Raw genomic sequence first — 24,839 nt, 5'->3', positions numbered from 1 at the left:
ATCCTCTGGGCCCACACCCCCCCCTATAACACTTTTCTCCCGGGGGGGGGGCGCCCCCCCGCCCCCCCCCCGCCACCGGCTCGTCGAAAAGGTGCTGCGGGTCAGCCCGCCAGGTTCTGCGCGAGGCTCTCCGCCATCTCCTCCGTCAGCTCCTCCGCCATGTCCTCCGTGAGGTTGGACTCCGTGCTGGGGATGCCGAGGTCCTGGGCCCGCTTGTCCGCCATGGCCAGCAGGCGGCGGATGCGGCCCGCGACGGCGTCCTTGGTCAGCGGCGGGTCGGCGAGCGCGCCCAGCTCCTCCAGGGAGGCCTGCTTGTGGTCCATGCGCAGGCGGCCCGCGGCGGCGAGGTGCTCGGGCACGTCGTCGGCGAGGATCTCCAGGGCGCGCTGCACCCGGGCGCCGGCCGCGACCGCGGCGCGGGCCGAGCGGCGCAGGTTCGCGTCGTCGAAGTTCGCGAGGCGGTTCGCGGTGGCGCGCACCTCGCGGCGCATCCGCCGCTCCTCCCAGGCGAGCACCGACTCGTGCGCCCCCATACGGGTGAGCAGGGCGCCGATCGCGTCGCCGTCGCGCACCACCACGCGGTCCACGCCGCGCACCTCACGGGCCTTGCTCGCGATCTGCAGCCTGCGGGCGGCGCCGACCAGGGCGAGCGCCGCCTCGGGGCCCGGGCACGTCACCTCGAGCGAGCTGGAGCGCCCCGGCTCGGTGAGCGAGCCGTGCGCCAGGAACGCGCCGCGCCAGGCCGCCTCGGCGTCGCAGGTGGCCCCCGAGACCACCTGCGGCGGCAGGCCCCGGATCGGCCGGCCGCGGCCGTCCACCAGGCCCGTCTGGCGGGCCAGCTGGTCGCCGCCCGCCACCACTCGTACAACGAACCGCGAGCCGCGGCGCAGCCCGCCGGGCGCCATCACGATCAGCTCCGAGCTGTGCCCGAAGATCTCGAGAATGTCCCGCTTGAGCCGCCGTGCGGCCATCGCGGTGTCCAGCTCCGCCTCGATCACGATGCGGCCGCTCACCAGGTGAAGGCCGCCCGCAAACCGCAGAATGGCCGAGACCTCGGCCTTCCTGCAGCAGGTCCGGGTGACGGGGAGCCGGGAGATCTCGTCCTTCACCGCTGCCGTCATCGCCATGGGCCGATCCTTCCATGCATCCGAAAAATACGGTCGTACGCGGCGGCCAACAGCTCCGGGTCGTGCCTCGGAGTGCCGTCGGGCCTGGCCACCGGCGCCAGCTCGACCGCGGCACCGAAACGCTCATGGGCGGTTTCGGTCAGGGACTCGCGATCGGGCACGGCGGCCTCGTCGGCCAGCACCACGTCCAACGTGAGTTTAGGTGCGTGTCGTCCCAAAACTTCCAAATGACGCTGCGGGGAGAACCCCTCAGTTTCTCCGGGTTGCGGCGCGAGGTTCAGCGAGAGGACCTTTCGGGCCTTCGTCTCGACCAGTGCGTCGAGCAGCTCCGGGACCAGCAGATGCGGAATCACGGAGGAGAACCAGGAGCCCGGGCCCAGCACCACCCAGTCCGCGTCGAGCACCGCGGCGACCGCCTCGGGAACGGCCGGCGGATCGCGCGGCACCACGTGGACGGACTGGACCTCACCGCGGGTGAGCGCGACCGTCGCCTGACCGCGCACGGTCTCGATGTCGTCCGGGCGTGTCGGATCGTGTCCCTTCACCAGGGCCTGGAGCTCCAGCGGGACGGCGGACATGGGCAGCACCCGCCCCTGCGCGCCGAGCAGCTTGCCGACCAGGTCCAGGGCCTGCACATGATCGCCGAGCTGCTCCCACAGGGCGACGATCAGCAGATTGCCGACCGCGTGCTCGTGCAGCTCGCCCTTGGACTGGAAGCGGTGCTGGATGACGCGGGCCCAGGTCTGGCCCCAGTCGTCGTCCCCGCACAGGGCCGCGAGGGCCTTGCGCAGGTCACCGGGCGGCAGCACGCCCAGCTCGTCGCGCAGGCGGCCGCTGGAGCCCCCGTCGTCGGCGACCGTGACGACGGCCGTGAGGTTGTTCGTGATGCGGCGCAGCGCGGCCAGGGATGCCGACAGACCCATGCCGCCGCCGAGGGCGACGACCTTGGGTGTGGTGCCCCTGCCCGGCTTCACCGGCGAGGTTCTGCGGCGGATCCTGCTGGTGAGCCGCAGGGTACGTCCCGTCATTCCCGTCCCATGTCACGGTGGACGATCACGGTCTCGACGCCCTGCGCGGCGAGGCGGGCGGCGAGCTTCTCCGACGTCGCGACGGAGCGGTGCTTGCCGCCCGTACAGCCGACGGCGATCGTCACGTAGCGCTTGCCCTCACGGCGGTAGCCGGCGGCGATCAGCTGGAGCAGCTCGGTGTAGCGGTCGAGGAACTCCTTGGCGCTGGGCTGCGAGAAGACGTAGTTCGACACCTCCTCGTTCAGGCCGGTGAAGGGGCGCAGCTCGGGGACCCAGTGCGGGTTCGGCAGGAAGCGCATGTCGACCACGAGGTCGGCGTCGACCGGCAGGCCGTACTTGAAGCCGAACGACATGACGGTGGCCCGCAGCTCGGGCTCCTCGTCGCCGGCGAACTGGGCGTCCATCTTGGCGCGCAGTTCGTGGACGTTGAGGCTGGAGGTGTCGATGACCAGGTCCGCGTCGCCGCGCAGCTCGCGCAGCAGTTCGCGCTCGGCGTCGATGCCGTCGACGATCCGGCCGTCGCCCTGGAGGGGGTGCGGGCGGCGTACGGACTCGAAGCGGCGCACCAGGGCCTCGTCGGAGGACTCCAGGAAGACGATGCGGCGCGTGACGTGCTTGGCCTCCAGGTCCGCGAGGGACTGCCGGAGGTTGTCGAAGAAGCGCCGTCCCCGTACGTCGACGACGACCGCGATCCGCGCCACGTTGCCCTGCGAGCGGGCGCCGAGCTCCACCATGGTGGGGATCAGCGCGGGCGGCAGGTTGTCGACGACGAACCAGCCGAGGTCCTCCAGGCACTTCGCCGCGGTGGAGCGGCCGGCGCCCGACATCCCGGAGATGATCACGAGCTCGGGGATGGCGGTGTCGGGGACGCCCGGCGCATCGGCGGTCTTGCCGGCTCCCGCCGCGGTGTCCAGGTCCGCGCCTGTGCCTTCGCCTGTGCCCGTCTCTTCGCCCGTGCCTGGTTGTTCCGTGCCTGGTCCTGTCCCTGATCCGGTGCCCGTGCTCACTTGTGCTCCGTGCTGTGGTTGCGGCTGTTCCTGTGGTGCGGGGCCCTGTGGCATGCCGCTGGTGTCGCTGCTCTCGTGGTCCTGCTCGCTCATGACTCATGCCCCCGTTGTTCCTCCGGGGCGCCCGCGCTGACCGGGTCCCCGCCGGCCGGCACGTCCGTCGTGCCGGTCGCTTCGTCTTCGTATTCGATGATCTCTCCGGTGGCCGTGTTCACCGCGGGCGCGGCGGGCGCGGCCTTGGCGAAGGCCAGCACGATGGCCTCGGCCGTCTTGCGGCCTATGCCGGGGACCTCGCAGATCTGGTCGATGGTGGCGGCCCGCAGCCGCTTCACCGACCCGAAGTGCTTGAGCAGTGCCTGCTTGCGCGAGTCCCCGAGGCCCTGCACGTCGTCCAGCGGGCCCGACCTGAAGCGCTTGGCCCGCTTGGTGCGCTGGTAGGCGATCGCGAAGCGGTGCGCCTCGTCCCGCACGCGCTGGAGCAGGTAGAGCCCCTCGCTGGTGCGGGGAAGGACCACCGGGTCCTCCTCGTCCGGCACCCAGACCTCTTCGAGACGCTTGGCGAGGCCGCACACCGCGATGTCGTCGATGCCGAGCTCGTCCAGGGCCCGCTTGGCCGCCGCGACCTGCGGCTGCCCGCCGTCGACCACGACGAGCTGCGGCGGGTAGGCGAACCTCTTGGGCCGGCCGTCGTCCTCTGTGAGGCGCGACTCCTCGACCACCGGTTCCTCGCCCGCGTCCGGCTCCTCGTCGGACCAGTCGGCCGACTTCTCCTGGGCGGAGAGGTAGCGCTTGAAGCGCCGAGTGATGACCTCGTGCATGGAACGGACGTCGTCCTGTCCCTCGAAGCCCTTGATCTGGAAGCGCCGGTACTCGCTCTTGCGGGCCAGGCCGTCCTCGAAGACGACCATGGAGGCCACGACGTCGTCGCCCTGGAGGTGCGAGATGTCGTAGCACTCGATGCGCAGCGGAGCGCTGTCCAGGTCGAGGGCCGCGGCGATCTCCTCCAGCGCGCGCGAGCGCGTGGTGAGGTCGGAGGCGCGCTTCGTCTTGTGCAGGACGAGGCCCTGCTGCGCGTTCCTGTAGACCGTCTCCATGAGCGCCTTCTTGTCGCCGCGCTGCGGGATGCGCAACGACACGTTCGACCCGCGGCGCTCGGTGAGCCAGGCCTGGACGGGCTCCAGGGGCTCGGGCAGCGCGGGGACGAGGACCTCCTTGGGGACGGCGTCCCCGGTCTCCTCCCCGTAGAGCTGCTGCAGCGCGTGCTCGACGAGGTCGCCGCTGGTGACCGCCTCGACCTTGTCGGTGACCCAGCCGCGCTGGCCGCGCACGCGTCCGCCGCGCACGTGGAAGATCTGGACGGCCGCCTCCAGCTCGTCCTCCGCCAGGGCGACGAGGTCGGCGTCGGTGGCGTCGGTGAGGACGACCGCGCTCTTCTCCATGGCCTTCTTGAGCGCCTCGACGTCGTCACGCAGGCGGGCCGCCCGCTCGTACTCCATCTCGTCGGCCGCCGCGGCCATGTCCTTCTCCAGGCGCCGGATGTACGTCCCGGTACGCCCCGCCATGAAGTCGCAGAACTCGTCGGCCAGTTCGCGGTGCTCCTCGGGCGTGACGCGGCTCACGCAGGGAGCCGAGCACTTGCCGATGTAGCCGAGCAGACAGGGCCGGCCCGTGCGCTCCGCGTTGTTGAACACGCCCTTGGAGCACGTGCGTACAGGGAAGACGCGCAGGAGCAGGTCCACGGTGTCGCGGATCGCCCACGCGTGCCCGTACGGACCGAAGTAGCGCACGCCCTTCTTCTTCTGGCCGCGCATCACCTGGACCCGCGGGAACTCCTCGTTCATCGTCACCGCGAGGTACGGGTAGCTCTTGTCGTCGCGGTACTTGACGTTGAACCGGGGGTCGTACTCCTTGATCCAGGAGTACTCCAGCTGCAGCGCCTCGACCTCCGTGGACACCACCGTCCACTCCACGGACGCGGCCGTGGTGACCATCGTGCGCGTACGGGGGTGCAGGTTCGCCAGGTCCTGGAAGTAGCTCGCCAGGCGCTGGCGCAGGCTCTTCGCCTTCCCGACGTAGATCACCCGGCGGTGCTCGTCGCGGAACCTGTACACCCCTGGGGAGTCGGGGATCTGTCCCGGCTTGGGGCGGTAGCTGGAGGGGTCGGCCATGTCAGACACCCTACTGGCGGTGTGTGACAGTTCGGGGTGCGCTGCGTGGGTGGCGCCGCGCTCTCGGGGGTACGCGGCCGCCCGCGGCGTCCGACACCTGTGCGTGGTCGGCCGGTGGCGTTGCGTGTGGTGAGTGTCGAGGCTTGTCGGGCGCGGGCCAACACGCTTCAATGCCGGGTGACTTGAGGCGGTGGAATGCGGCTCGACGGACGACGGACATCAACGGCCCGGGGGCCGAACCTGGAGGCGGTGCTGCGCTCAGGGCCGTTCCACAGCGCCCTGCGGGCCGCGATCGCCGCCCGGCAGCTGCCCCTGCACCGAGTGCGCCACCACCTGGCCCGCCGGGGCGTCACCATCGGCGTCACCAGCCTGAGTTACTGGCAGCACGGCGCACGGCGGCCGCAGCGCCCAGAGTCGATGCGCGCCGTGCGCGCCCTGGAGGAGATCCTCGAACTGCCCGAGGAATCACTGATCCGGCTGCTCGGCCCGGTGCCCGGAACGGCCGTGCCCAAGCGCTCCGCGGCCCGCTCGTACCGGTCGCTCATCGAGGTGTCCGGGGCCGTCGAGCGGCTGCTCGCGGAGCTGGAGTCCCCGCTGGACGGCGGGGTGCACACCATCGGGCACCACGAGCGGGTGCGGATCGGCGCGCGCCGGCAGCTCCTCGGCAGGGATTCGCAGCAGATCGTGCGGGCGCACCACGACGGCGTGGACCGTTATGTGGCCATCCACCATGGCGATCCGGGATGTTCCCCGGCGGATGTGGCGGTCTACGCCACGGAGAACTGCCGTACGGGGCGGGTGCGATGGGACGACGGGGCGGGCGTCCTGGTCGCGGAGCTGCTGTTCGACGCGCGGCTCCGGGCCGGTGACACGCATCTGTTCCACTACGGCTTCGAGGACGGGACGGCCGGTCCGGCCTCCGAGTACGTCCGCGGATTCGGCTTCGCCGGAGGGCAGTACGCGCTCCAGGTCCGGTTCGCGGACGAGGCGCTGCCCGTGCGCTGCCACCGCTTCGCGCAGCGGTCGGCCGCGGGCCCGCGCGACGGCCGCCACGAACTCGCGCTGAGCGACACGCACCGGTCGGTGCACATGGTGGAGCCGCAGGTGCGGGCGGGGCTGATGGGCATCGGGTGGGACTGGGAGTGAACCCCCTGCCCGGATCCAGGGCGTACGTGCCCGGGTGCACGGCGGGCGTGCCCGGTTCGGGTGAGGCGGGTGCCGTGCTCGGTGGGAGGCTCTAGCGTCGGCGTGTGGTGATCGCAGGTCCGACCGGGCGGTCGCCTGCCCGTGCTCGGTCGCTTGCCCGGGTTCGCTCGCTTGCCGGTGCTCGTCCGCTTGCCCGCTCGAAAGGAAACACCGTGATTGTCGTCGCCGGAGAGGCACTGATCGACCTCGTCCCCCAGGGCGTGCCCACCGACGGCGAGCTGCCCGCCCTCGCGCCGCGGCTCGGTGGCGGCCCGTACAACACGGCGGTGGCGCTCGGCCGCCTCGGCTCGTCCGTGGCGTTCTGCTCCCGGGTGTCGCGGGACGCCTTCGGGGAGGCCCTGCTCGGCGGCCTGCGGTCGGCCGGAGTGGATGTGTCCCCGGTGCAGCGGGGCGACGAGCCGACGACGCTCGCCGTGGCCTCGATCGGCGCCGACGGCTCCGCCGGGTACTCGTTCTACGTGGAGGGGACGGCCGACCGGCTCTTCGCGGTGCCCGAGGCGCTGCCCGCCGGCACGCGCGCGATGTCGTTCGGCACCTGCTCGCTGGCGCTCGAACCGGGCGCCACCGCGTACGAGGACGTGATGCGCTCGGCAGCCGCGCAGGGCGTGTGCACGGCGCTCGACCCGAACATCCGGGCAGGACTGATCCCCGACGCGGACGCCTACCGGGCCCGTTTCAAGAACTGGCTGGCGTCGACGACGCTGCTGAAGCTCTCCGAGGACGACGCCGAATGGCTGGGCGGCACACCTCAGGAGTGGCTGGCCGCGGGACCGGCCGCCGTGGTGATCACGCGCGGCGGGGACGGGCTCACCGTACTCACACGGGACGGGGGCGAGTACGCGATACCGGGTGAGCGGGTCGACGTCGTGGACACGATCGGCGCCGGTGACACCGTCAACGCCGCGCTGCTGCACGGGCTTTCGCGCCAGGACGCCCTCTCCCCCGCCGCCATCGCCGCGCTCGGCGGCGACGACTGGTCCCGGCTGCTGCGGTTCGCCGCGCGGGCGGCGGCGGTCACCTGCTCACGGGCGGGCGCGGAGCCGCCGTACGCCGCCGAGCTGGCGGGCGTCGCGTGGTGAGGGACGGCCTCGTGAGGGGCGGCTCGTGAGGGTCGGCCGGATCTGAACGTGCGGCGCCCCGCGGGGAGTTCCCCACGGGGCGCCGTCGCTCGTCCGTCGGCGGGACGGACAGACCTGTGTCAGGCCTTACGGGCCTTCCCGGTCGCCTTGGTCGCCTTGGTCGCCTTCTTGGCTGTGGGCTTCTTCGCGGCCGTCTTGGCGGTCGCCTTGGTGGCGGTCGCCTTCGCCGCGGCCGTCTTGGTGGCGGTCGCCTTCGCCGCGGCCGTCTTCTTGGCCGGGGCCTTCGTCGCCGCCACGGTCTTCTTCGCCGCCTTACGGGGACGCGCGGCCGGCACGGCCGCGTCGCTGACCCGGTCGGCGCCGAGGACGTCACGCAGGAACTTTCCGGTGTGGCTCGTCGGGATCGCCGCGACCTCCTCCGGGGTGCCCTCCGCGACGACGAGACCTCCGCCGTTACCCCCCTCGGGGCCCATGTCGACGACCCAGTCGGCGGTCTTGATGACGTCGAGGTTGTGCTCGATGACGATGACCGTGTTGCCCTTGTCGACGAGGCCCGAGAGCACCGTGATGAGCTTGCTGATGTCCTCGAAGTGCAGACCGGTCGTCGGCTCGTCGAGCACGTACACCGTGCGGCCCGTGGAACGCTTCTGCAGCTCGCTGGCGAGCTTCACACGCTGCGCCTCACCACCGGAGAGCGTCGGCGCGGGCTGCCCGAGCCGGACGTAGCCGAGGCCCACGTCGTTGAGCGTCTTGAGGTGGCGGGCGATCGCCGGGACGGCCTCGAAGAAGCTGTGCGCCTCCTCGATCGGCATGTCCAGGACCTCGGAGATGGACTTGCCCTTGTAGTGGACCTCCAGCGTCTCCCGGTTGTAGCGCGCGCCGTGGCAGACCTCGCACGGGACGTACACGTCCGGCAGGAAGTTCATCTCGATCTTGATCGTGCCGTCACCGGAGCAGTTCTCGCAGCGGCCGCCCTTGACGTTGAAGGAGAAGCGGCCCGGCAGATAGCCGCGCACCTTCGCCTCGGTCGTCTCGGCGAACAGCTTGCGGACGTTGTCGAAGACTCCGGTGTACGTCGCCGGGTTCGACCGCGGCGTGCGGCCGATGGGCGACTGGTCGACGTGCACGACCTTGTCGACTAGGTCGTCGCCGTCCACGCGCGTGTGGCGGCCGGGGACGGACCGCGCCCCGTTCAACTCCCTTGCCAGGTGCGTGTACAGGATGTCGTTCACCAGCGTCGACTTGCCGGATCCGGAGACTCCGGTGACGGCGGTGAGGACGCCCAGCGGGAAGGACACGTCGATGTCGCGGAGGTTGTTCTCCTTGGCGCCGTGCACGGTGAGGCGGCGTCCCGGGTCCACGGGCCGGCGGATGTCCGGCATCTCGATGGCCTTCTTGCCCGCCAGGTACTGGCCGGTCATCGACTCGGGGTTCTCCAGCAGTCCCTTCAACGGACCGCTGTGCACGACCTTGCCGCCGTGCTCGCCCGCGCCGGGGCCGATGTCGACGATCCAGTCGGCGACCTTGATGGTGTCCTCGTCGTGCTCGACCACGATGAGCGTGTTGCCCATGTCGCGGAGCCGGACGAGCGTCTCGATGAGCCGGTGGTTGTCGCGCTGGTGCAGGCCGATGGACGGCTCGTCGAGCACGTACAGGACGCCGACGAGGCCGGAGCCGATCTGCGTGGCGAGCCGGATGCGCTGGGCCTCGCCGCCGGAGAGGGTGCCCGCCGCGCGGTTGAGCGACAGGTAGTCGAGGCCCACGTCGACCAGGAAGCGCAGCCGCTCGTTGACCTCCTTCAGGACGCGCTCGGCGATCTTCTTGTCGCGCGCGTTCAGCTTCATCTCGCTCAGGAAGTCGGCGCAGTCGCTGATCGACATGGCCGAGACCTCGGCGATCGACTTCCCCATGACCGTGACGGCCAGGATCAGCGGCTTCAGTCGCGTGCCCTCACAGGTCGGGCAGGGCACCTCGCGCATGTAGCCCTCGAAGCGCTCACGGCTCGTGTCCGACTCGGCCTCGCTGTGGCGGCGCTTCACGAACGGGACGGCGCCCTCGAACGGCGTCGTGTAGCGGCGCTCGCGCCCGTACCGGTTGCGGTAGCGGACCTCGATCTGCGTCTTGTGGCCGTTCAGGAGCGCCTTCTTGGCGCGCTGCGGAAGGCCGGCGAAGGGGATGTCCGTACGGAATCCGAGCGCGTCGGCGAGGGCGCCGATGAGGCGGCCGAAGTAGTCCTTCGTGTGCCCGTGCGACCACGGGTGGATGGCGCCCTCGTCGAGCGACTTCTCCTCGTCGGGAACGATCAGCTCGGGGTCGACCTCCATGCGCGTGCCGATGCCGGTGCAGTCGGGGCAGGCGCCGAAGGGCGAGTTGAAGGAGAAGGAGCGCGGCTCCAGCTCTTCGAAGGACAGGTCGTCGTACGTGCAGTACAGGTGCTCCGAGTACATGCGCTCGCGCTCCGGGTCGTCCTCGGGGAGGTCGACGAAGTCGAGCACGACCATGCCTCCGGAGAGGCCGAGCGCGGTCTCCACGGAGTCGGTCAGGCGGCGCTTGGCGGAGCTCTTCACAGTGAGGCGGTCGACGACCACCTCGATCGTGTGCTTCTCCTGCTTCTTCAGCGTCGGCGGCTCGGACAGCTGGATCGTCTGCCCGTCCACACGCGCGCGGGAGTAGCCCTTGGTCTGGAGGTCGCTGAAGAGGTCGACGAACTCGCCCTTGCGCTCGCGCACGAGCGGCGACAGGACCTGGAAGCGGCTGCCCTCGGGCAGCTCCAGGACCTTGTCGACGATGGCCTGCGGCGACTGGCGGGCGATGGGCCGGCCGCACTGGGGGCAGTGCGGCTTGCCGACGCGCGCGAAGAGCAGGCGCAGGTAGTCGTAGACCTCGGTGATGGTGCCGACCGTGGAGCGCGGGTTGCGCGACGTGGACTTCTGGTCGATCGAGACGGCCGGGGAGAGGCCCTCGATGAAGTCGACGTCCGGCTTGTCCATCTGGCCGAGGAACTGGCGGGCGTACGACGACAGCGACTCGACGTACCGGCGCTGGCCCTCGGCGAAGATCGTGTCGAACGCGAGGGAGGACTTACCGGAGCCGGACAGACCGGTGAAGACGATGAGGGAGTCGCGCGGGAGGTCGAGCGAGACATTCCGAAGATTGTGCTCGCGCGCGCCACGGACGATGAGACGGTCGGCCACGCCGGTCCGCACCTTTCTGGAGATAAGTGACAGGGGCGGGCCCCCGTCTCTCGCGGTCTGACTCTCGAGAGCGCTCACGCCGCGATCGAGGCGGAGCGGCCCTGAGAAGGCTGTCCTTCGAAGACTAGAGGGAGCCACTGACAACGCCGGTCGGATTCCCTGGTTGGTAACAAACCCGGACCACCAAGCATGCCCGACGTCGCCCTCGACCATATAGCACGTACATTCGATTCATGCGGATCATAGGCCTCCGTAGGCCACCTTCACCCGAACGTGTGGCGGGGCTATCGTCGGCGCCATGAGTGATCATGTGCGCGACCTGGCCTCAGTACGCGAAGCGACCGACCGGCTGCTCGCCGCGGTCGGCACCCTGGACAACGCCGCCGTGACCGAGCCGTCACGGCTCCCGGGGTGGACCCGCGGGCACGTTCTCGCCCACCTGGCCCGCAATGCGGACGCGCTCGGCAACGTCCTCGAGGGCCGCCCCATGTACGAGAGTGCCCGGTCCCGAGACGCCGACATCGAACGGGACGCCCCGCGCGGACTGCGCGAGCAGCTCGGCGACGTACAGGACAGCGCCGAGCGCTTCCGGCGCCTGGGGGCCGAGGACACCGACTGGACCCGCACGGTGGTGCTGCGCAACGGTGTGAAGGATCTCGCCTCGAACCTGCCGTTCCGGCGCTGGACCGAGGTCGAAATGCACCACGTGGACCTCGGGATCGGCTATGAGCTGGAGGACCTCTCCGCCGAGTTCACCCAGCGGGAGATCAACTTCCTCACGAAGCGGTTCCGCGATCACCCCGGCCTGCCGCCGCTGCTGATCAAGCAGGACGACGGCCGGATGATCTCCACGGGAGCCGTACAGAAGTTCTCCCTGGAGGAGATCAAGTCGGGCGCGAGCCCGGACCCCGAGCTCGGGATCGTCATCAAGGGCCACCAGGCGGACCTTCTGGGCTGGCTCGCGGGCCGCAGGGACGGCAGCGCCCTCACCGTCGACCGGGGCTCCCTGCCGTCCCTGCCCCCGCTATAGGCTGAATCCATGACGTACAACGGAGCGGTGAAGGTCGGCGGCCCGGCGGATGTGCACGAGCTGCAGGACCTGATGATCTCCAAGGTCGCGGTCGGGCCGATGGACAACAACGCCTACTTGTTGCGCTGCCGCGCAACCGATCAGCAGCTCCTGATCGACGCGGCGAACGAGCCGGAGACGCTGCGCAACCTCATCGGCGCGGACGGCATCGCGGCCGTCGTCACCACGCACCGGCACGGCGACCACTGGCAGGCCCTCCAGGAGGTCGTCGAGGCGACCCGCGCGCGCACGTACGCGGGACGCGAGGACGTCGAGGGGATCCCGGTGGCGACCGACGTAGCCGTCGACGACGGGGACACCATCGAGTTCGGCCGGATCACGCTCACGGCCCGCCACCTCGTCGGCCATACGCCCGGCTCGATCGCCCTGGTCTACGACGACCCGCACGGCCACCCGCACGTCTTCACCGGCGACTGCCTGTTCCCGGGCGGCGTGGGCAACACGTGGAAGGACCCCGAGGCCTTCGCGAGCCTCGTCGACGACGTGGAGACGAAGATCTTCGGCACGCTGCCGGACGAGACGTGGGTCTACCCGGGACACGGCAACGACACGACGCTGGGCACCGAACGTCCCCACATCCAGGAGTGGCGCGAGCGGGGCTGGTGACCTGTAGGCGGGCTTTTCGCCTCGGCCCGCCCTGTAAAAGGCCGCGTGCTACGCCTGCGCCGCCCCCGGCGCGGCGAGCGCCGCCACTCGCTGCACCCCGAACGCGTATCCCTGCACGCCGCATCCGGCGATCACGCCGTCGGCGCGCAGCGATACGTAGGAGTGGTGCCGGAACTCCTCGCGCTGGTGGATGTTGGAGATGTGGACCTCCACCACCGGCATGCCGTCGCAGGTGTTGAGCGCGTCCAGGATCGCCACGGACGTGTGCGAGTAGGCGGCGGGGTTGATGACGACGCCCACGTGGTTCTCGCGCGCCTCATGGATCCAGTCGACGAGCTCGCCCTCGTGGTTGGACTGCCGGAAGTCCACGGTGGCGCCGTGCGCGGCAGCCGCCTTCACGCACAGGGCCTCGACGTCGGCGAGGGTGTCGCGCCCGTAGATCTCCGGCTGGCGCTTGCCGAGCAGGTTCAGGTTCGGGCCGTTGAGAACCATGATCGGGGCGTTGGCGAGCGTGCGCGGCACGAGGGACCTCCGTAGAAGAGCGTTTGCTCCTTGAGGGTCTATCACGGCGCCACTACCGCCCGAAGGGCGGTGGGTACAGGCCGGTCAGGGCGTGACGGCGAGCTCGATGTACGCGGCGAGGATCACCAGATGGACGCCGCCCTGCAGCGGCGTGGCACGGCCCGGAACGATGGTGAGCGTCGCGACCACCATGGTCAGCGCGAGCAGCACCATGTGCGTGGCGCCGAGCCCGAGGACGAGCGGCCCGGTCAGCCAGATCGAGGCGATGGCGACGGCCGGCACCGTGAGGCCGATACTGGCCATGGACGAGCCGAGCGCGAGGTTGAGGCTGGTCTGCACCCGGTCCCTGCGCGCCGCCCGGAGCGCCGCGATGGTCTCGGGCAGCAGCACGAGCAGCGCGATGATCACGCCGACGACCGCCTGCGGCATGCCGGCCGCCTCCACGCCCCGCTCGATCGTCTTCGAGACGCCCTTGGTGAGTCCGACGACGGCGACCAGGGCGAGCGCGAGAAGGCCGAGGCTGAACAGGGCGGTCCTGGTGTTCGGCACGTCCGCGTGGTCGTCGGCGTCGATCACCTCGCCGTGCTTGGTGATCGGCAGGAAGTAGTCGCGGTGGCGCACGGTCTGCGTCGCGACGAAGAGCCCGTACAGGACAAGCGCGGAGACGGCCGAGAAGACCAGCTGGGAGGTGGAGAACTCGGGGCCGAGCTTGCTGGTGGTGAAGGTCGGCAGGACCAGGCAGAGCGTCGCGAGCGTGGCCACGGTGGCGAGCGCTCCCCCGGTGCCCTCGGACTGGAAGATCGCCACGCGGTGCCGCAGCGCGGCAGCGAGCAGGCTGACACCGACGATGCCGTTGCAGGTGATCATGACGGCGGCGAACACGGTGTCGCGGGCGAGCGTGGAACTCTTGGCCCCGCCGTCGGCCATCAAGGTGACGATCAGCGCGACCTCGATGATCGTCACGGCCACGGCGAGCACCAGCGAACCGAAGGGTTCACCGACCCGGTGGGCGACGACTTCCGCGTGGTGCACGGCCGCGAGTACGGAGGCCGCGAGGACCACCGCGACGACGGCGACCACGGCACCCGGCAGCCCGCGCCCCCAGGTGAACGCGAGCAGCACGATCGCGATCAGTGGCACCACCACGGTCCACTGCGTACTCAGCGCCCGCACTCTGGTGATCATTCATCGATGGTGCCCGTGACCGGGTGGGGTCGCGACTTCACGCGCGCGTACGTCACTTGAGTTCGCGCACGTCCTTGAGGTCGAAGTTGGTGAAGGCCGGCGGACGGGTGCACAGGGCCGAGAGCTGCCGGTTGAGTTCGGCCACCTCGGGGTGTTCGTTGCTGCGCATCGCGTCCTCGTAGGACTCGAACTCGATGACCGCGAGATAGCGGCCCGTGGTGTCCCGGTCCTTGAGCATCATCCGGTGCGTGGGGCCGCCCTCAGTGCCCTGCATCCGCTGCTCGAAGGCCTCGAGCAGCTCCCGCATCTCGCCGAATCGCTGGGACTCGAAGTCGATGATCTGGATGAACTTCATGGGGTCCTCCCCCGTCGTGCCCTCACGCCCCCGCGGGACGCGCTCAGGGCACAAAGAAGCACCGGGAGGGGCCCGCGGCAATCGGCCGCGCGCCACTCCCGGTGCTGGTAATTCCTACGCCCGACGCCGTCAGGCCTCGATGCTGTCCTTCTGAGCCGCTTCGGCCGCGTCCTTCTCGGCCTGCTTCTTCGAGGCGAGGAGGCTGGTGATCGTCGTGATGATCAGGACGCCGCAGATGACGGAGAGGGAGACCGGGATGGAGATCTCCGGTACGTGCACTCCGGACTCGTGCAGCGCGTGCAGGACCAGCTTCACGCCGATGAAGGCGAGGATCACCGACAGGCCGTAGCTGAGGTGCACCAGCTTCTTGAGCAGGCCGCCGATGAGGAAGTACAGCTGGCGCAGACCCATCAGCGCGAACGCGTTCGCCGTGAAGACGACGTACGGGTCCTGGGTCAAGCCGAAGATCGCCGGGATCGAGTCCATGGCGAACAGCACGTCGGTCATGCCGATGGCGAGCATGACGACCAAAAGCGGCGTCATGACCTTCTTGCCGTGCTGCTGGATGAACAGCTTGGTGCCGTGGTACTGGTCCGCGACGCCGAACTTCTTTTCGATCGACTTAAGGACGCGGTTCTCCTCGAACTCCTCGTCCTCCTCGTCGGTCATGGCCTCCTTGATGAGCTTCCACGCGGTGTAGATGAGGAACGCGCCGAAGATGTAGAAGACCCACGAGAAGTTGGCGATGACCGCGGCGCCCGCCGCGATGAAGATCGCCCGCAGCACGAGCGCGATGAGCACACCGAAGAGCAGCACGCGCTGCTGCAGCTGGGTGGGGACCGAGAACTTCGCCATGATCAGGATGAAGACGAAGAGGTTGTCCACACTGAGCGACTTCTCGGTGATGAAGCCCGCGAAGAACTCGCCGCCGGCCTGGCCGCTGCCCCAGAGCACGAGGCCCACGCCGAACAGCGCGGCGAGCACGATCCAGACGACCGTCCAGATGCCCGCTTCCTTGATCGATACGTCGTGGGGCTTTCGCCCGATGAAGAAGTCGACCGCTACCAGGGCACACAGACCGAGAACGGTCAGCACCCACACAGTCATTGATACGTCCACTACTGCGCCTCCGGCGTCGTACGGCTACTGATCAGCGTCGTCGCTGCCGGAGGTCTCTTCCACCCGAGCGCCTGAGCGCGGCCCGAGCCGGCGCCCCGGGATCGAAGGCTTTCGGGCCTGTCGTCCGTATTGACGGGAACGCCGCGTTGGAGTACTCCCCTCCGCGTCAAGGAGCGTACTCGAAACACCCATGAAAGGTAAAGGTAAAGGTAAAATAGTAACCAAGTCCGCAGGTCAGAGGCCCCTCCTCCGAGGGGCTTTCGTCACTGCTACAGGCTGGGCCGGATCGCGGGCATCAGGTCCTGGAACGTGCGCCCGTTGGTCGCCGCGCCCAGGGCCGTCATCTGCCAGCCGGCGCCGGCACGGTGCACCTTCGCCATGATCTGCGCCGTATACTTCCCGCCGCCGTCGAGCGTGTAGCGGGCGAGCTCCTGACCGTTCGTCTCGTCGACCAGGCGGCAGAACGCGTTCTGCACCTCCTGGAAGGTCTGTCCCGTGAAGGAGTTGACCGTGAAGACGATCTGGTCGACATGGGCCGGGACGTTCTGCAGGTCGACGACGATCGACTCGTCGTCGCCGCCCTGTCCCGCGCCGCCGACCAGGTTGTCCCCGGTGTGCCGCACCGAGCCGTCGTCGCTGACGAGGTGGCGGAAGAAGACCACGTCGACGGGCTTCTTGTCGGCGAAGAGGACCGCCGACGCGTCGAGGTCGATCTCCCGCGTGCGGGTGCCGAACAGGCCGCGCCGAGGGGCCGCCTGCCAGCCGAGTCCCATCCGTACGGACGTGAGGGTGCCCCCGCCCTGCTTCTCCAGGCTGATGGCCTGGCCCTTGGTCAAGTCGATGCCCACGCGTTGTCCCCTCTCGAACCGTCCCCTGTTGCCGCGCCATGTGCGCGGTTGGCCCAAACTCTAGAGGGCGGTACTGACAACGCCGCCACCGCGGACGGGGGTTGTGGCGGTCCTGCGACACGCCCTCACCACCCCGCCCCACGGGGCAGGTCAGGCGATGCCTGCCTCCTTCATCTGGCGCAGTTCCTTCTTCATCTCCGACACCTCGTCGCGCAGCCGCGCCGCGACCTCGAACTGGAGATCCCCGGCGGCGGCCCGCATCCGCTCGGTCAGCTCCTCGATCTCCTGGGACAGCTCGGCCGCGGGACGGTCGGTGGGAACCGTCTCGTCCGCCTTGCCGCGCTTCTTCTTGGCCGGCGCCTTGTCCGCCTTGCCACCCGAGGGGACGGGGGCCTTGGCACCCTTTCCGTCCTTGCCGCCCTTGCGGTACCCGGTGCCGAGCAGCGCCTCCGTGTCGACGTCCTCGCGCGCGATGGACGCTACGATGTCGTTGATCTTCTTGCGGAGGGGCTGGGGGTCGATCCCGTTCGCCTCGTTGTACGCGACCTGCTTCTCCCGGCGGCGGTTGGTCTCGTCAATGGCCTTCGCCATCGCCGGAGTGATCCTGTCGGCGTACATGTGGACCTGCCCCGAGACGTTTCGCGCCGCGCGGCCGATGGTCTGGATCAGCGACGTGCCGGAGCGCAGGAAGCCCTCCTTGTCGGCGTCCAGGATCGCCACCAGGGAGACCTCGGGGAGGTCGAGCCCCTCTCGCAGCAGGTTGATGCCGACCAGCACGTCGAACTCGCCCGCGCGCAGCTCGCGCAGCAGCTCGACGCGGCGCAGCGTGTCGACGTCGCTGTGCAGGTAGCGCACCTGGATGCCGAGCTCGATGAAGTAGTCCGTGAGGTCCTCGGCCATCTTCTTGGTGAGCGTGGTGACCAGGACGCGCTCGTCCTTCTCCGTGCGCGTACGGATCTCGTGCACCAGGTCGTCGATCTGGCCCTCGGTGGGCTTCACGACGACTTCGGGGTCGATGAGACCGGTGGGGCGAATGATCTGCTCGACGTGGCCGTCCCCGCGCGCGAGCTCGTAATTGCCGGGGGTCGCCGACAGATAGACGGTCTGGCCGATGCGCTCCTGGAACTCCTCCCACTTCAGGGGGCGGTTGTCGAGCGCGGACGGCAGGCGGAAGCCGTGGTCCACGAGGGTGCGCTTGCGGGAGGCGTCGCCCTCGTACATGGCGCCGATCTGCGGCACGGTGACGTGCGACTCGTCGATCACCAGCAGGAAGTCGTCCGGGAAGTAGTCGAGCAGCGTGTTCGGCGGGGAGCCGGGCTCACGGCCGTCGAAGTGCATCGAGTAGTTCTCCACACCGGAGCAGGAGCCGATCTGGCGGAGCATCTCGAGGTCGTACGTGGTCCGCATGCGAAGGCGCTGGGCCTCGAGCATCTTGCCCTGCTTCTCGAGCTCGGCGAGGCGCCCCTCCAGCTCCTTCTCGATGTCGTTGGACGCGCGCTCCAGGCGCTCGGGGCCTGCCACGTAGTGGGTCGCCGGGAAGATGTACAGCGAGTCGTCCTCGCTGATGACCTCGCCGGTGAGGGGGTGGAGGGTGGAGAGCGACTCGATCTCGTCGCCGAACATCTCGATGCGGACCGCGAGCTCCTCGTAGACGGGGAAGATCTCGATGGTGTCGCCGCGCACCCGGAAGGTGCCGCGCTGGAACGCCACGTCGTTGCGCGTGTACTGGATGTCCACGAAGCGGCGCAGCATGTCGTCCCGGTCGATCTCGTCCCCGACCTTCAGGGGGACCATGCGGTCCACGTACTCCTGCGGAGTACCGAGACCGTAGATACAGGAGACGGAGGCGACCACGACGACGTCCCTGCGGGTCAGCAGCGAGTTCGTCGCGGAGTGGCGCAGGCGCTCCACCTCCTCGTTGACCGAGGAGTCCTTCTCGATGTACGTGTCCGACTGCGGAACGTACGCCTCGGGTTGGTAGTAGTCGTAGTACGAGACGAAGTACTCCACCGCATTGTTCGGCAGCAGTTCGCGGAACTCGTTGGCCAGCTGGGCGGCAAGCGTCTTGTTCGGCGCCATCACGAGCGTGGGGCGCTGGAGCTTCTCGATCATCCACGCTGTGGTGGCGGACTTGCCGGTGCCGGTCGCGCCGAGCAGGACGACGTCCTTCTCGCCTCCCGTCACGCGCTTCTCCAGCTCGGCGATGGCCGCGGGCTGGTCACCGCTGGGCTGGTACGGACTGACGACCTCGAAAGGTGCCACCGTGCGTTCGATCTTGGATACGGGCCGCATGGAATCCACCGTACGACCCACCACTGACAACCGGGCCCGAACCACCGTCGGGCCCGGCCTTCAGCGGCTCCGGGTCACCAGTCCTGCGGTGTGCGCGAAGCCGGTCGGCGCAGGGGGCGGCGCAGCCGCCGGACGGTCGGCACGGGGGTCCCGAGCCGGTCCTGTGCCGCTCGGCTGTCACGCCAGTCGGGGCGGCCCGTGACCAGCATCGGGTCGAACACGACGACCACTCCGGCCAGCAGCAGGAAGCTCAGCGGGCCGATCAGCATGGGCCCGAGGATGGTGCCGACCGAGTCCCCTCCGAGGGCACCGGCGGTATCGGTGTGCGCGTGGACGCTGACCCCCGCCATCGCCATGTAGTGCATGCCCGAGACGGCGAGCCCCATGACCAGGCTCGCGCCGATGCTCCACAGAATGCCCCGTACCTGTACGGCTGCCCACAGGGCGACGGTCGCCGCCGCCATGGCGATGACCGCGGAGGCGACCACGGTGAACATGCTGTAACTGATCGTCCCGTGAAGACGCATTCCGGCCATTCCGAGGTAGTGCATGGACGCCACTCCGAGGCCCGTGATGGTGCCCCCGGTGAACAGAGCGGTACCGGTCGCACCCTTGTAGCCGACGATGAAGACGCCGATGCCGACCATGAGGATGGCCACACCGAGACTCGCGAACGTCGTCAGCGGGTCGTAGCGGATCGGCATGTCCTCCACGCTGAAGCCCATCATCGCGATGAAGTGCATGGTCCAGATCCCGGAGCCGATCGCCGCGGAGCCCAGCGCGAGCCATCCCACCCGCCAGGTATGGGCGACGAGCAGGGATCTGGTGGTGCAGCGCAGTCCCAGGGCGCCGCCGAGGCAGGCCATGAGATATGCCACCACCGGGGTGACGAGCCCGTAACTGAAGCCGTCGACCGAACCCTGCATGCGCGGCAGCCCTTCCGCCTGGTTTTCCGTGAGATGTGCAGCTCGTCCCTTCGCGCGCGGCGGCCGGAGCGACCGCGGTGAGGCAGAAATTAAAGCGCACAAGGGAACGTCCGAACGATTTTCCGGCAAAGAAGCCGGACCCCCGACACGGGGGTCGACCGCAGTTGAGTGACTCCATTCAACTCGTGACCATCCTGCGCCTACTTTTCGTTCGCTCTCAGCTGTCAATCTCGTACAGTCCGTGATCCCACGACGTATGAGGAGCACACGTGTACGCACGCGCAGCAGCCGCTATGACCTCAGTGGCGGGCTCCGTCGTCATCGGTGTCCTGGTCCTGCCCACCACCGCACAAGCCGCCCCCTCACACAACAGAACCGCGGTCGTCGCCCACCGCGGTGCCTCCGCGTACGCACCCGAGAACACCCTGGCAGCCATCGACAGGGCGCACGTCCTGGGGTTCACCTGGGTCGAGAACGATGTGCAGCGCACCAAGGACGGCGCCCTGGTCGTCCTGCACGACACCACGCTGGCCCGCACCACCAACGTCGAGCAGGTCTATCCCGACCGCTCCCCGTGGAACGTGGCGGACTTCACCTCCGGCGAGATCGCCAAGCTGGACGCGGGCAGCTGGAAGGGCGCCGAGTACACGGGCGCCCGGATCCCGACGCTCCACGAGTACCTGCGGCGCGTCGACCGCAACCACCAGAAGCTGCTCATGGAGATCAAGTCGCCCGAGCTGTACCCGGGCATCGAAAGCCAGATCCTGCGCCAGCTGCGCAAGGACGGCTGGCTGGGCCCCTCGGACGTCAAGCACCGGCTGATCATCCAGAGCTTCAACGCGGACAGCATCCGGACCGTGCATGCGCGGCGCCCGGACATCAAGACGGGCTTCCTCGGCACACCCGCCGTGTCCGAGCTGCCCACCTACGCGAAGTTCGCCGACCAGATCAATCCCTCGCACACGACGATCTCGGCGGACTACGTCAAGGCGGTGCACGCGCTCAAGGGCCCGCACGGCAAGCCGCTCGAGACCTACTCGTGGACCGTCAACGACGCGCAGACCGCTCAGCAGGTGGCCGGCTTCGGCGTCGACGGGATCATCAGCAACGCTCCTGACGTGGTGCGGGCGGCCCTCGGCGGCTGACCCGCCCGGCGTTGTCAGTGCCCGGCCGTACCGTGGTCGGCATGAACGCCACTGGAGCAAACGAGACCGGTTCCGCCGCGCCGCGGCAGGCCGTGTGGGCCGTCGTGCGCAGCGATATCGGCCCACTGCTGCTGGCCGCGACGGACACCGGTCTGGTGAACGTGGTCTTCCACGCCACCGACCCGGTGCGGGACAAGGCACTCGACGGGCTCGGCTCCCGGCTCGGGGCCGAGCCCGTCGAGGCGCCCGGATCGCCCCTGCTCGCCGAGGCGATACGGCAGTTCACGGAGTACTTCGCCGGGCGTCGGCGCGAGTTCGAGGTGCCGCTCGACTGGTCACTGATCACCGGGTTCAACCGGGAGGTGCTGCGCGAGCTGTTCGCCGGGGTGCCGTTCGGGGCGGTCGTCGGGTACGGGGATCTGGCACATCGGGTCGGGCAACCGGGAGCCGCGCAGGCCGTGGGCCTGGCGATGGGGGCGAATCCGCTGCCGGTCGTGGTGCCGTGCCACCGGGTCGTTGAGCGCGACGGCGGGATCGGCGGCTTCGGGGGCGGACTGGAGACGAAGCGGAAGTTGCTCGCGCTGGAAGGGGTGTTGCCCGAGCCGTTGTTCTGAGACGGTCCTGGGGCGGGGCGGATGCGTGGAGTCCGCAGGGGAGATCGGGGCGGGGGTGTGCGTTGAGCACGGGTGAGGAGCAACTGCAGCGACCGGAGGACGGGCCCCCGGAGGACGGGCGCGCCGACTCGGTCGGGCGGACCGCGGACGTCGAGCCGGGGACGCCGGGGACGGAGGCGCTGCAGCGACGGACGCAGCGGGTGCTTGTCGCGTCGCAGATACTGGGCGGGCTCGGGACCGCGACCGGGATCGCGCTGGCCGCCGTGCTCGCCAAGAAGGTCAGCGGGGACGAGGCGCTCTCCGGCCTCGCGTCCACGGCGAGCGTCGCGGGGACCGCGGTGCTCTCGGTGCCGTTGGCCGCGCTGATGAACGCGCGTGGCCGGCGGGCCGGCCTCGTACTGGCCTATCTGATCGGCACGGTGGGGGCCGTGGTCACGGTCGTCGCCGCGGTGATCGGCACGTTCCCGCTGCTGCTCATCGGGCTGATGGGCTTCGGCGCGGCGTCCTCCGCCAACCTCCAGGCCCGGTACGCGGCCGCCGACCTGGCAGCACCCGATCGGCGGGCCCGCGCCATCTCGACGGTCGTGTGGGCCACCACTATCGGCGCCGTCCTCGGGCCGAACATCGCGGCGCCCGCGGGCCGCAGCGTCTCCGGGCTCGGCATACCGGCGGAGGCGGGGCCGTTCGTGTGGGCGGCCGGAGTGTTCCTGATATCGGCGGTCGTGGTGCACGTGACGCTGCGCCCCGACCCGCTGTTGACCGCGCGGTCCCTGGCTCCCGCCGAGGACCGGTCGCCCGCCGCGCGCTCCATCCGGGCGGGGTTCGCGGCCGTGTCCGCCTCCCCGCGCGCCCGGCTCGCGCTGGTGACGGTGGCGGTGTCGCACACGGCGATGGTGTCCGTCATGTCGATGACACCGGTGGACCTCGAACACCACGGCGCGGGCATCGAGTTGATCGGGCTCGTGATCAGCGGGCACATCGCCGGCATGTACGCGTTCTCGCCGGTGATGGGACGTCTCGCCGACAAGTTCGGAAGGCTCACGGTGATCGGTCTCTCGGTGGGGCTGCTCGCATGCGCGGCGCTGCTCGCCGGGACCGCGGGCGGGAACCACGGGCAGAGCGCGGCGGCGCTGTTCCTCCTCGGGCTCGGCTGGTCGGCCGGGCTCGTCGCGGGCTCAGCGCTGCTCACCGACTCCGTGCCGCAGGCCGCGCGGGCCGCCGCGCAGGGCCTCTCCGACCTGACGATGAGCCTGGCGGCGGGTATCGGCGGAGCGGCGGCGGGCCTCGTGATGGCGACGGCGAGCTACGCGTGGCTGAACCTGGCCGCGGCGTGCCTGCTGCTCCCGCTCGGGGCGCTGGCACTGTTCACGCGGCGCGCCCAACACCCGTAGCGGGAGCGGCTGTTCGTACGCAGCTCAGCACAGGGTGATGTGGTACGCCTTGCGCAGGGTCTCGTGCACGGTCCACGTCGTGCGGTCGCCCTCGCGCAGCACGGCGGCCGTGCCCGGTCCGAGTTCCAGCGTGTCGCCGCCCTCGACCGTGACGGTGGCGCGGCCGCTGACGACCACGAACAGCTCGTTCGCCTCGGTGTCGGTGACCACACCGGGCGTGATCTGCCAGATGCCGCGCACCTGCTTGCCGTCGGCCGACTCCCACAGCACCTTGCCGGTCACTTCGGGGGCGCCGGAGACGATCTGTGCGGGGTCGAGGGGCTCGGGTTCGAGGTCCACGTCCGGGACGCGGACGGCGAAGGAGCCCAGGGCGGTTGCGGGTCGATCGTTCGTGGTCATGGCCAGTCACGGTAGATGACCTGCGCCTCTCCTCTCACTGGACGGCCTGTGCCGTACGGGCCCCGCCGACTGGACGGCTCGTCGAGGCTTCAACAACTCTGCCCGGAAGACTCCTCAGAACGCCGTTTCGGTAGCAGACTCCGCTGTGCGCACAGCCGGAGCATCCCGCAGAGCGAGTCACGGAGCCGAAGGGACGGCGATCAGGCATGAGCGGAAACAGGGCAGTCGCATATCTCAAGCCGGGCACGGTGGAGGTCAGGACCATCGAGCACCCGACGCTGGAGCTGAAGGACGGGCCCGGAGTGGCCCCGCAGAACGTGGGCAGGACCTGTCGGCACGGTGTGATCCTCAAGGTGCTCGCCACCAACATCTGCGGCAGCGACCAGCACATGGTGCGCGGCCGCACCACGGCACCCGAGGGCCTCGTCCTGGGCCACGAGATCACCGGTGAGATCGTGGAGAAGGGCCCGGACGTCGAGTTCCTGGACGTCGGGGACATCGTCTCCGTGCCGTTCAACATCGCCTGCGGGCGCTGCCGCAACTGCAAGGAGCGCAAGACCGGCATCTGCCTGAACGTCAACCCGGCGCGGCCCGGGGCGGCTTACGGCTATGTCGACATGGGCGGCTGGGTCGGCGGCCAGGCCGAGTACGCGATGATCCCCTACGCGGACTTCAACGCGCTGCGCTTCCCCGACGCCGACCAGGCGCGCGAGAAGCTCCTCGACCTGACCATGCTCTCCGACATCTTCCCGACCGGCTTCCACGGCGCGGTGACGGCGGGCACGCAGGTCGGCTCGACGGTGTACGTGGCCGGGGCCGGGCCCGTCGGGCTCGCGGCGGCGGCATCGGCGCATCTGCTGGGCGCGGCCGTGGTGATCGTCGGAGACATGAACGCCGAACGGCTCGCGCAGGCAAGGAGTTTCGGCTGCGAGACGGTCGACCTCACGCGCGGCACCGTGGAGGAGCAGGTCGCCGAGATCCTCGGAGTCCCCGAGGTGGACGCGGCCGTGGACGCGGTCGGCTTCGAGGCCCGCGCGCACGGACCGGACGCACCCGAGGCGCCGGCCACCGTCCTCAACTCCCTGATGGGGCTCACGACGGCCGGTGGCGCGCTCGGCATCCCCGGCCTGTACGTCACCGATGACCCGGGCGGCGTCGACCAGGACGCGCGCACCGGAACGCTGAAGGTGCGGCTCGGTCTGGGCTGGGCGAAGAGCCACACGTTGACGACCGGCCAGTGCCCGGTGATGAAGTACCACCGGGGCCTGATGATGGCGATCCTGCACGGGCGTGTGCACATCGCGAAGGCCGTCAACGCGACCGTGATCGGCATTGAGGACGCGCCACGCGGCTACGCGGAGTTCGACCAGGGCGCGAGCCGCAAGTACGTCCTCGACCCGCACGGTGCGTTGAACGGCGCCCGAGCGGTCTGAGGGATGGTGGCTCCACGCGTGCGTGGAGCCACCATCCGGTCGGCTGGGGCAAATAAAAGATCGGAAGATCGTAGTGTAGGGAAATAGTGTCTGGTTAAGGGTGTT

21 protein-coding genes are annotated in these 24,839 nt (G+C 69.7%); 8 read left to right on the top strand and 13 right to left on the bottom strand.

Annotated elements, in window-relative coordinates:
- Positions 1-101: 101 nt before the first annotated feature.
- From whiA to uvrC, 4 genes are read right to left on the bottom strand one after another with little or no spacing between them, the layout of a single operon-like run.
- A complete protein-coding gene (gene whiA, locus ABT004_RS29285; RefSeq protein ID WP_351342673.1) occupies positions 102-1,127 on the bottom strand; it encodes a DNA-binding protein WhiA in 1,026 nt (341 codons plus the stop codon).
- A complete protein-coding gene (locus ABT004_RS29280; RefSeq protein ID WP_351342671.1) occupies positions 1,118-2,155 on the bottom strand; it encodes a gluconeogenesis factor YvcK family protein in 1,038 nt (345 codons plus the stop codon). The genes whiA and ABT004_RS29280 overlap by 10 nt, the downstream gene beginning before the upstream one ends.
- Positions 2,152-3,255 (bottom strand): RNase adapter RapZ, encoded by a 1,104-nt coding sequence (gene rapZ, locus ABT004_RS29275; protein WP_351342669.1) that lies wholly within the window; start codon positions 3,253-3,255, stop codon positions 2,152-2,154. Before rapZ ends, ABT004_RS29280 begins: the two co-directional genes overlap by 4 nt.
- The gene (gene uvrC, locus ABT004_RS29270) at positions 3,252-5,330 is read right to left on the bottom strand and encodes an excinuclease ABC subunit UvrC (protein WP_351342667.1); all 2,079 of its coding nucleotides are present in this window, start codon (positions 5,328-5,330) and stop codon (positions 3,252-3,254) included. Before uvrC ends, rapZ begins: the two co-directional genes overlap by 4 nt.
- 195 nt (positions 5,331-5,525) lie before the next feature.
- Here uvrC and ABT004_RS29265 point away from each other — a divergent pair, with 195 nt between their 5' ends.
- Together ABT004_RS29265 and ABT004_RS29260 are read left to right on the top strand one after the other, a co-directional pair.
- Positions 5,526-6,476 carry a hypothetical protein gene (locus tag ABT004_RS29265; RefSeq protein ID WP_351342665.1) on the top strand — a complete coding sequence of 317 codons (951 nt, stop codon included), beginning with the start codon at positions 5,526-5,528 and terminating at the stop codon, positions 6,474-6,476.
- A gap of 212 nt (positions 6,477-6,688) precedes the next feature.
- On the top strand, positions 6,689-7,615 hold the full coding sequence (locus tag ABT004_RS29260) for a carbohydrate kinase family protein (protein ID WP_351342663.1): 927 nt from the start codon (positions 6,689-6,691) through the stop codon (positions 7,613-7,615).
- A gap of 119 nt (positions 7,616-7,734) precedes the next feature.
- On the opposite strand, the gene uvrA is transcribed toward ABT004_RS29260, so the two are convergent.
- Positions 7,735-10,809, bottom strand: coding sequence for an excinuclease ABC subunit UvrA (gene uvrA / locus ABT004_RS29255; protein WP_351342661.1), 3,075 nt, complete (start codon positions 10,807-10,809; stop codon positions 7,735-7,737).
- Positions 10,810-11,107: 298 nt separating this feature from the next.
- Between uvrA and ABT004_RS29250 the strand changes: the two genes are divergently transcribed.
- Positions 11,108-11,839, top strand: a complete 732-nt coding sequence (locus tag ABT004_RS29250; protein ID WP_351342660.1) for a maleylpyruvate isomerase family mycothiol-dependent enzyme — start codon at positions 11,108-11,110, stop codon at positions 11,837-11,839.
- Positions 11,840-11,848: 9 nt separating this feature from the next.
- Positions 11,849-12,505 carry an MBL fold metallo-hydrolase gene (locus tag ABT004_RS29245; protein WP_351342659.1) on the top strand — a complete coding sequence of 219 codons (657 nt, stop codon included), beginning with the start codon at positions 11,849-11,851 and terminating at the stop codon, positions 12,503-12,505.
- Positions 12,506-12,553: 48 nt separating this feature from the next.
- Here the strand turns inward: ABT004_RS29245 and aroQ are convergent, their stop codons facing one another.
- From aroQ to ABT004_RS29210, 7 genes are all read right to left on the bottom strand, one after another.
- Positions 12,554-13,027: a type II 3-dehydroquinate dehydratase gene (gene aroQ / locus ABT004_RS29240; protein ID WP_351342658.1), complete on the bottom strand. Its 474-nt coding sequence runs from the start codon at positions 13,025-13,027 to the stop codon at positions 12,554-12,556.
- An 84-nt stretch (positions 13,028-13,111) separates the two neighbouring features.
- Positions 13,112-14,212: a calcium:cation antiporter gene (locus tag ABT004_RS29235; protein ID WP_351342656.1), complete on the bottom strand. Its 1,101-nt coding sequence runs from the start codon at positions 14,210-14,212 to the stop codon at positions 13,112-13,114.
- 52 nt (positions 14,213-14,264) lie between these two features.
- Complete coding sequence (locus ABT004_RS29230; protein WP_351342654.1) at positions 14,265-14,567, bottom strand: hypothetical protein; 303 nt, start codon at positions 14,565-14,567, stop codon at positions 14,265-14,267.
- A gap of 129 nt (positions 14,568-14,696) precedes the next feature.
- Positions 14,697-15,686 (bottom strand): TerC family protein, encoded by a 990-nt coding sequence (locus ABT004_RS29225; protein WP_351342652.1) that lies wholly within the window; start codon positions 15,684-15,686, stop codon positions 14,697-14,699.
- A gap of 269 nt (positions 15,687-15,955) precedes the next feature.
- Entirely contained in the window at positions 15,956-16,534 is a 579-nt protein-coding gene (locus ABT004_RS29220) for a TerD family protein (RefSeq protein ID WP_351342651.1), read from the bottom strand.
- A 150-nt stretch (positions 16,535-16,684) separates the two neighbouring features.
- The gene (gene uvrB, locus ABT004_RS29215; RefSeq protein ID WP_351342649.1) at positions 16,685-18,826 is read right to left on the bottom strand and encodes an excinuclease ABC subunit UvrB; all 2,142 of its coding nucleotides are present in this window, start codon (positions 18,824-18,826) and stop codon (positions 16,685-16,687) included.
- 74 nt (positions 18,827-18,900) lie between these two features.
- The gene (locus tag ABT004_RS29210; protein WP_351342648.1) at positions 18,901-19,752 is read right to left on the bottom strand and encodes an MHYT domain-containing protein; all 852 of its coding nucleotides are present in this window, start codon (positions 19,750-19,752) and stop codon (positions 18,901-18,903) included.
- A 293-nt stretch (positions 19,753-20,045) separates the two neighbouring features.
- Here ABT004_RS29210 and ABT004_RS29205 point away from each other — a divergent pair, with 293 nt between their 5' ends.
- The 3 genes from ABT004_RS29205 (at position 20,046) to ABT004_RS29195 (ending at position 22,902) form a co-directional block, all read left to right on the top strand.
- Positions 20,046-20,897, top strand: a complete 852-nt coding sequence (locus tag ABT004_RS29205) for a glycerophosphodiester phosphodiesterase (RefSeq protein ID WP_351342646.1) — start codon at positions 20,046-20,048, stop codon at positions 20,895-20,897.
- Positions 20,898-20,938: 41 nt separating this feature from the next.
- Positions 20,939-21,511 carry a methylated-DNA--[protein]-cysteine S-methyltransferase gene (locus ABT004_RS29200; protein WP_351342644.1) on the top strand — a complete coding sequence of 191 codons (573 nt, stop codon included), beginning with the start codon at positions 20,939-20,941 and terminating at the stop codon, positions 21,509-21,511.
- A 62-nt stretch (positions 21,512-21,573) separates the two neighbouring features.
- A complete protein-coding gene (locus tag ABT004_RS29195) occupies positions 21,574-22,902 on the top strand; it encodes an MFS transporter (protein ID WP_451189505.1) in 1,329 nt (442 codons plus the stop codon).
- 24 nt (positions 22,903-22,926) lie between these two features.
- Here ABT004_RS29195 and ABT004_RS29190 read toward each other — a convergent pair whose 3' ends face one another.
- Positions 22,927-23,301, bottom strand: coding sequence for a cupin domain-containing protein (locus ABT004_RS29190; RefSeq protein WP_351342642.1), 375 nt, complete (start codon positions 23,299-23,301; stop codon positions 22,927-22,929).
- Positions 23,302-23,507: 206 nt separating this feature from the next.
- Here ABT004_RS29190 and fdhA point away from each other — a divergent pair, with 206 nt between their 5' ends.
- The gene (gene fdhA / locus ABT004_RS29185) at positions 23,508-24,734 is read left to right on the top strand and encodes a formaldehyde dehydrogenase, glutathione-independent (protein WP_351342640.1); all 1,227 of its coding nucleotides are present in this window, start codon (positions 23,508-23,510) and stop codon (positions 24,732-24,734) included.
- Positions 24,735-24,839: the final 105 nt, after the last annotated feature.

This window comes from Streptomyces sp. NPDC002790 (assembly GCF_040295505.1).
In the GTDB taxonomy this organism is placed as follows: Bacteria; Actinomycetota; Actinomycetes; order Streptomycetales; family Streptomycetaceae; genus Streptomyces.
This window is presented reverse-complemented; position numbering and strand designations above follow the sequence as displayed.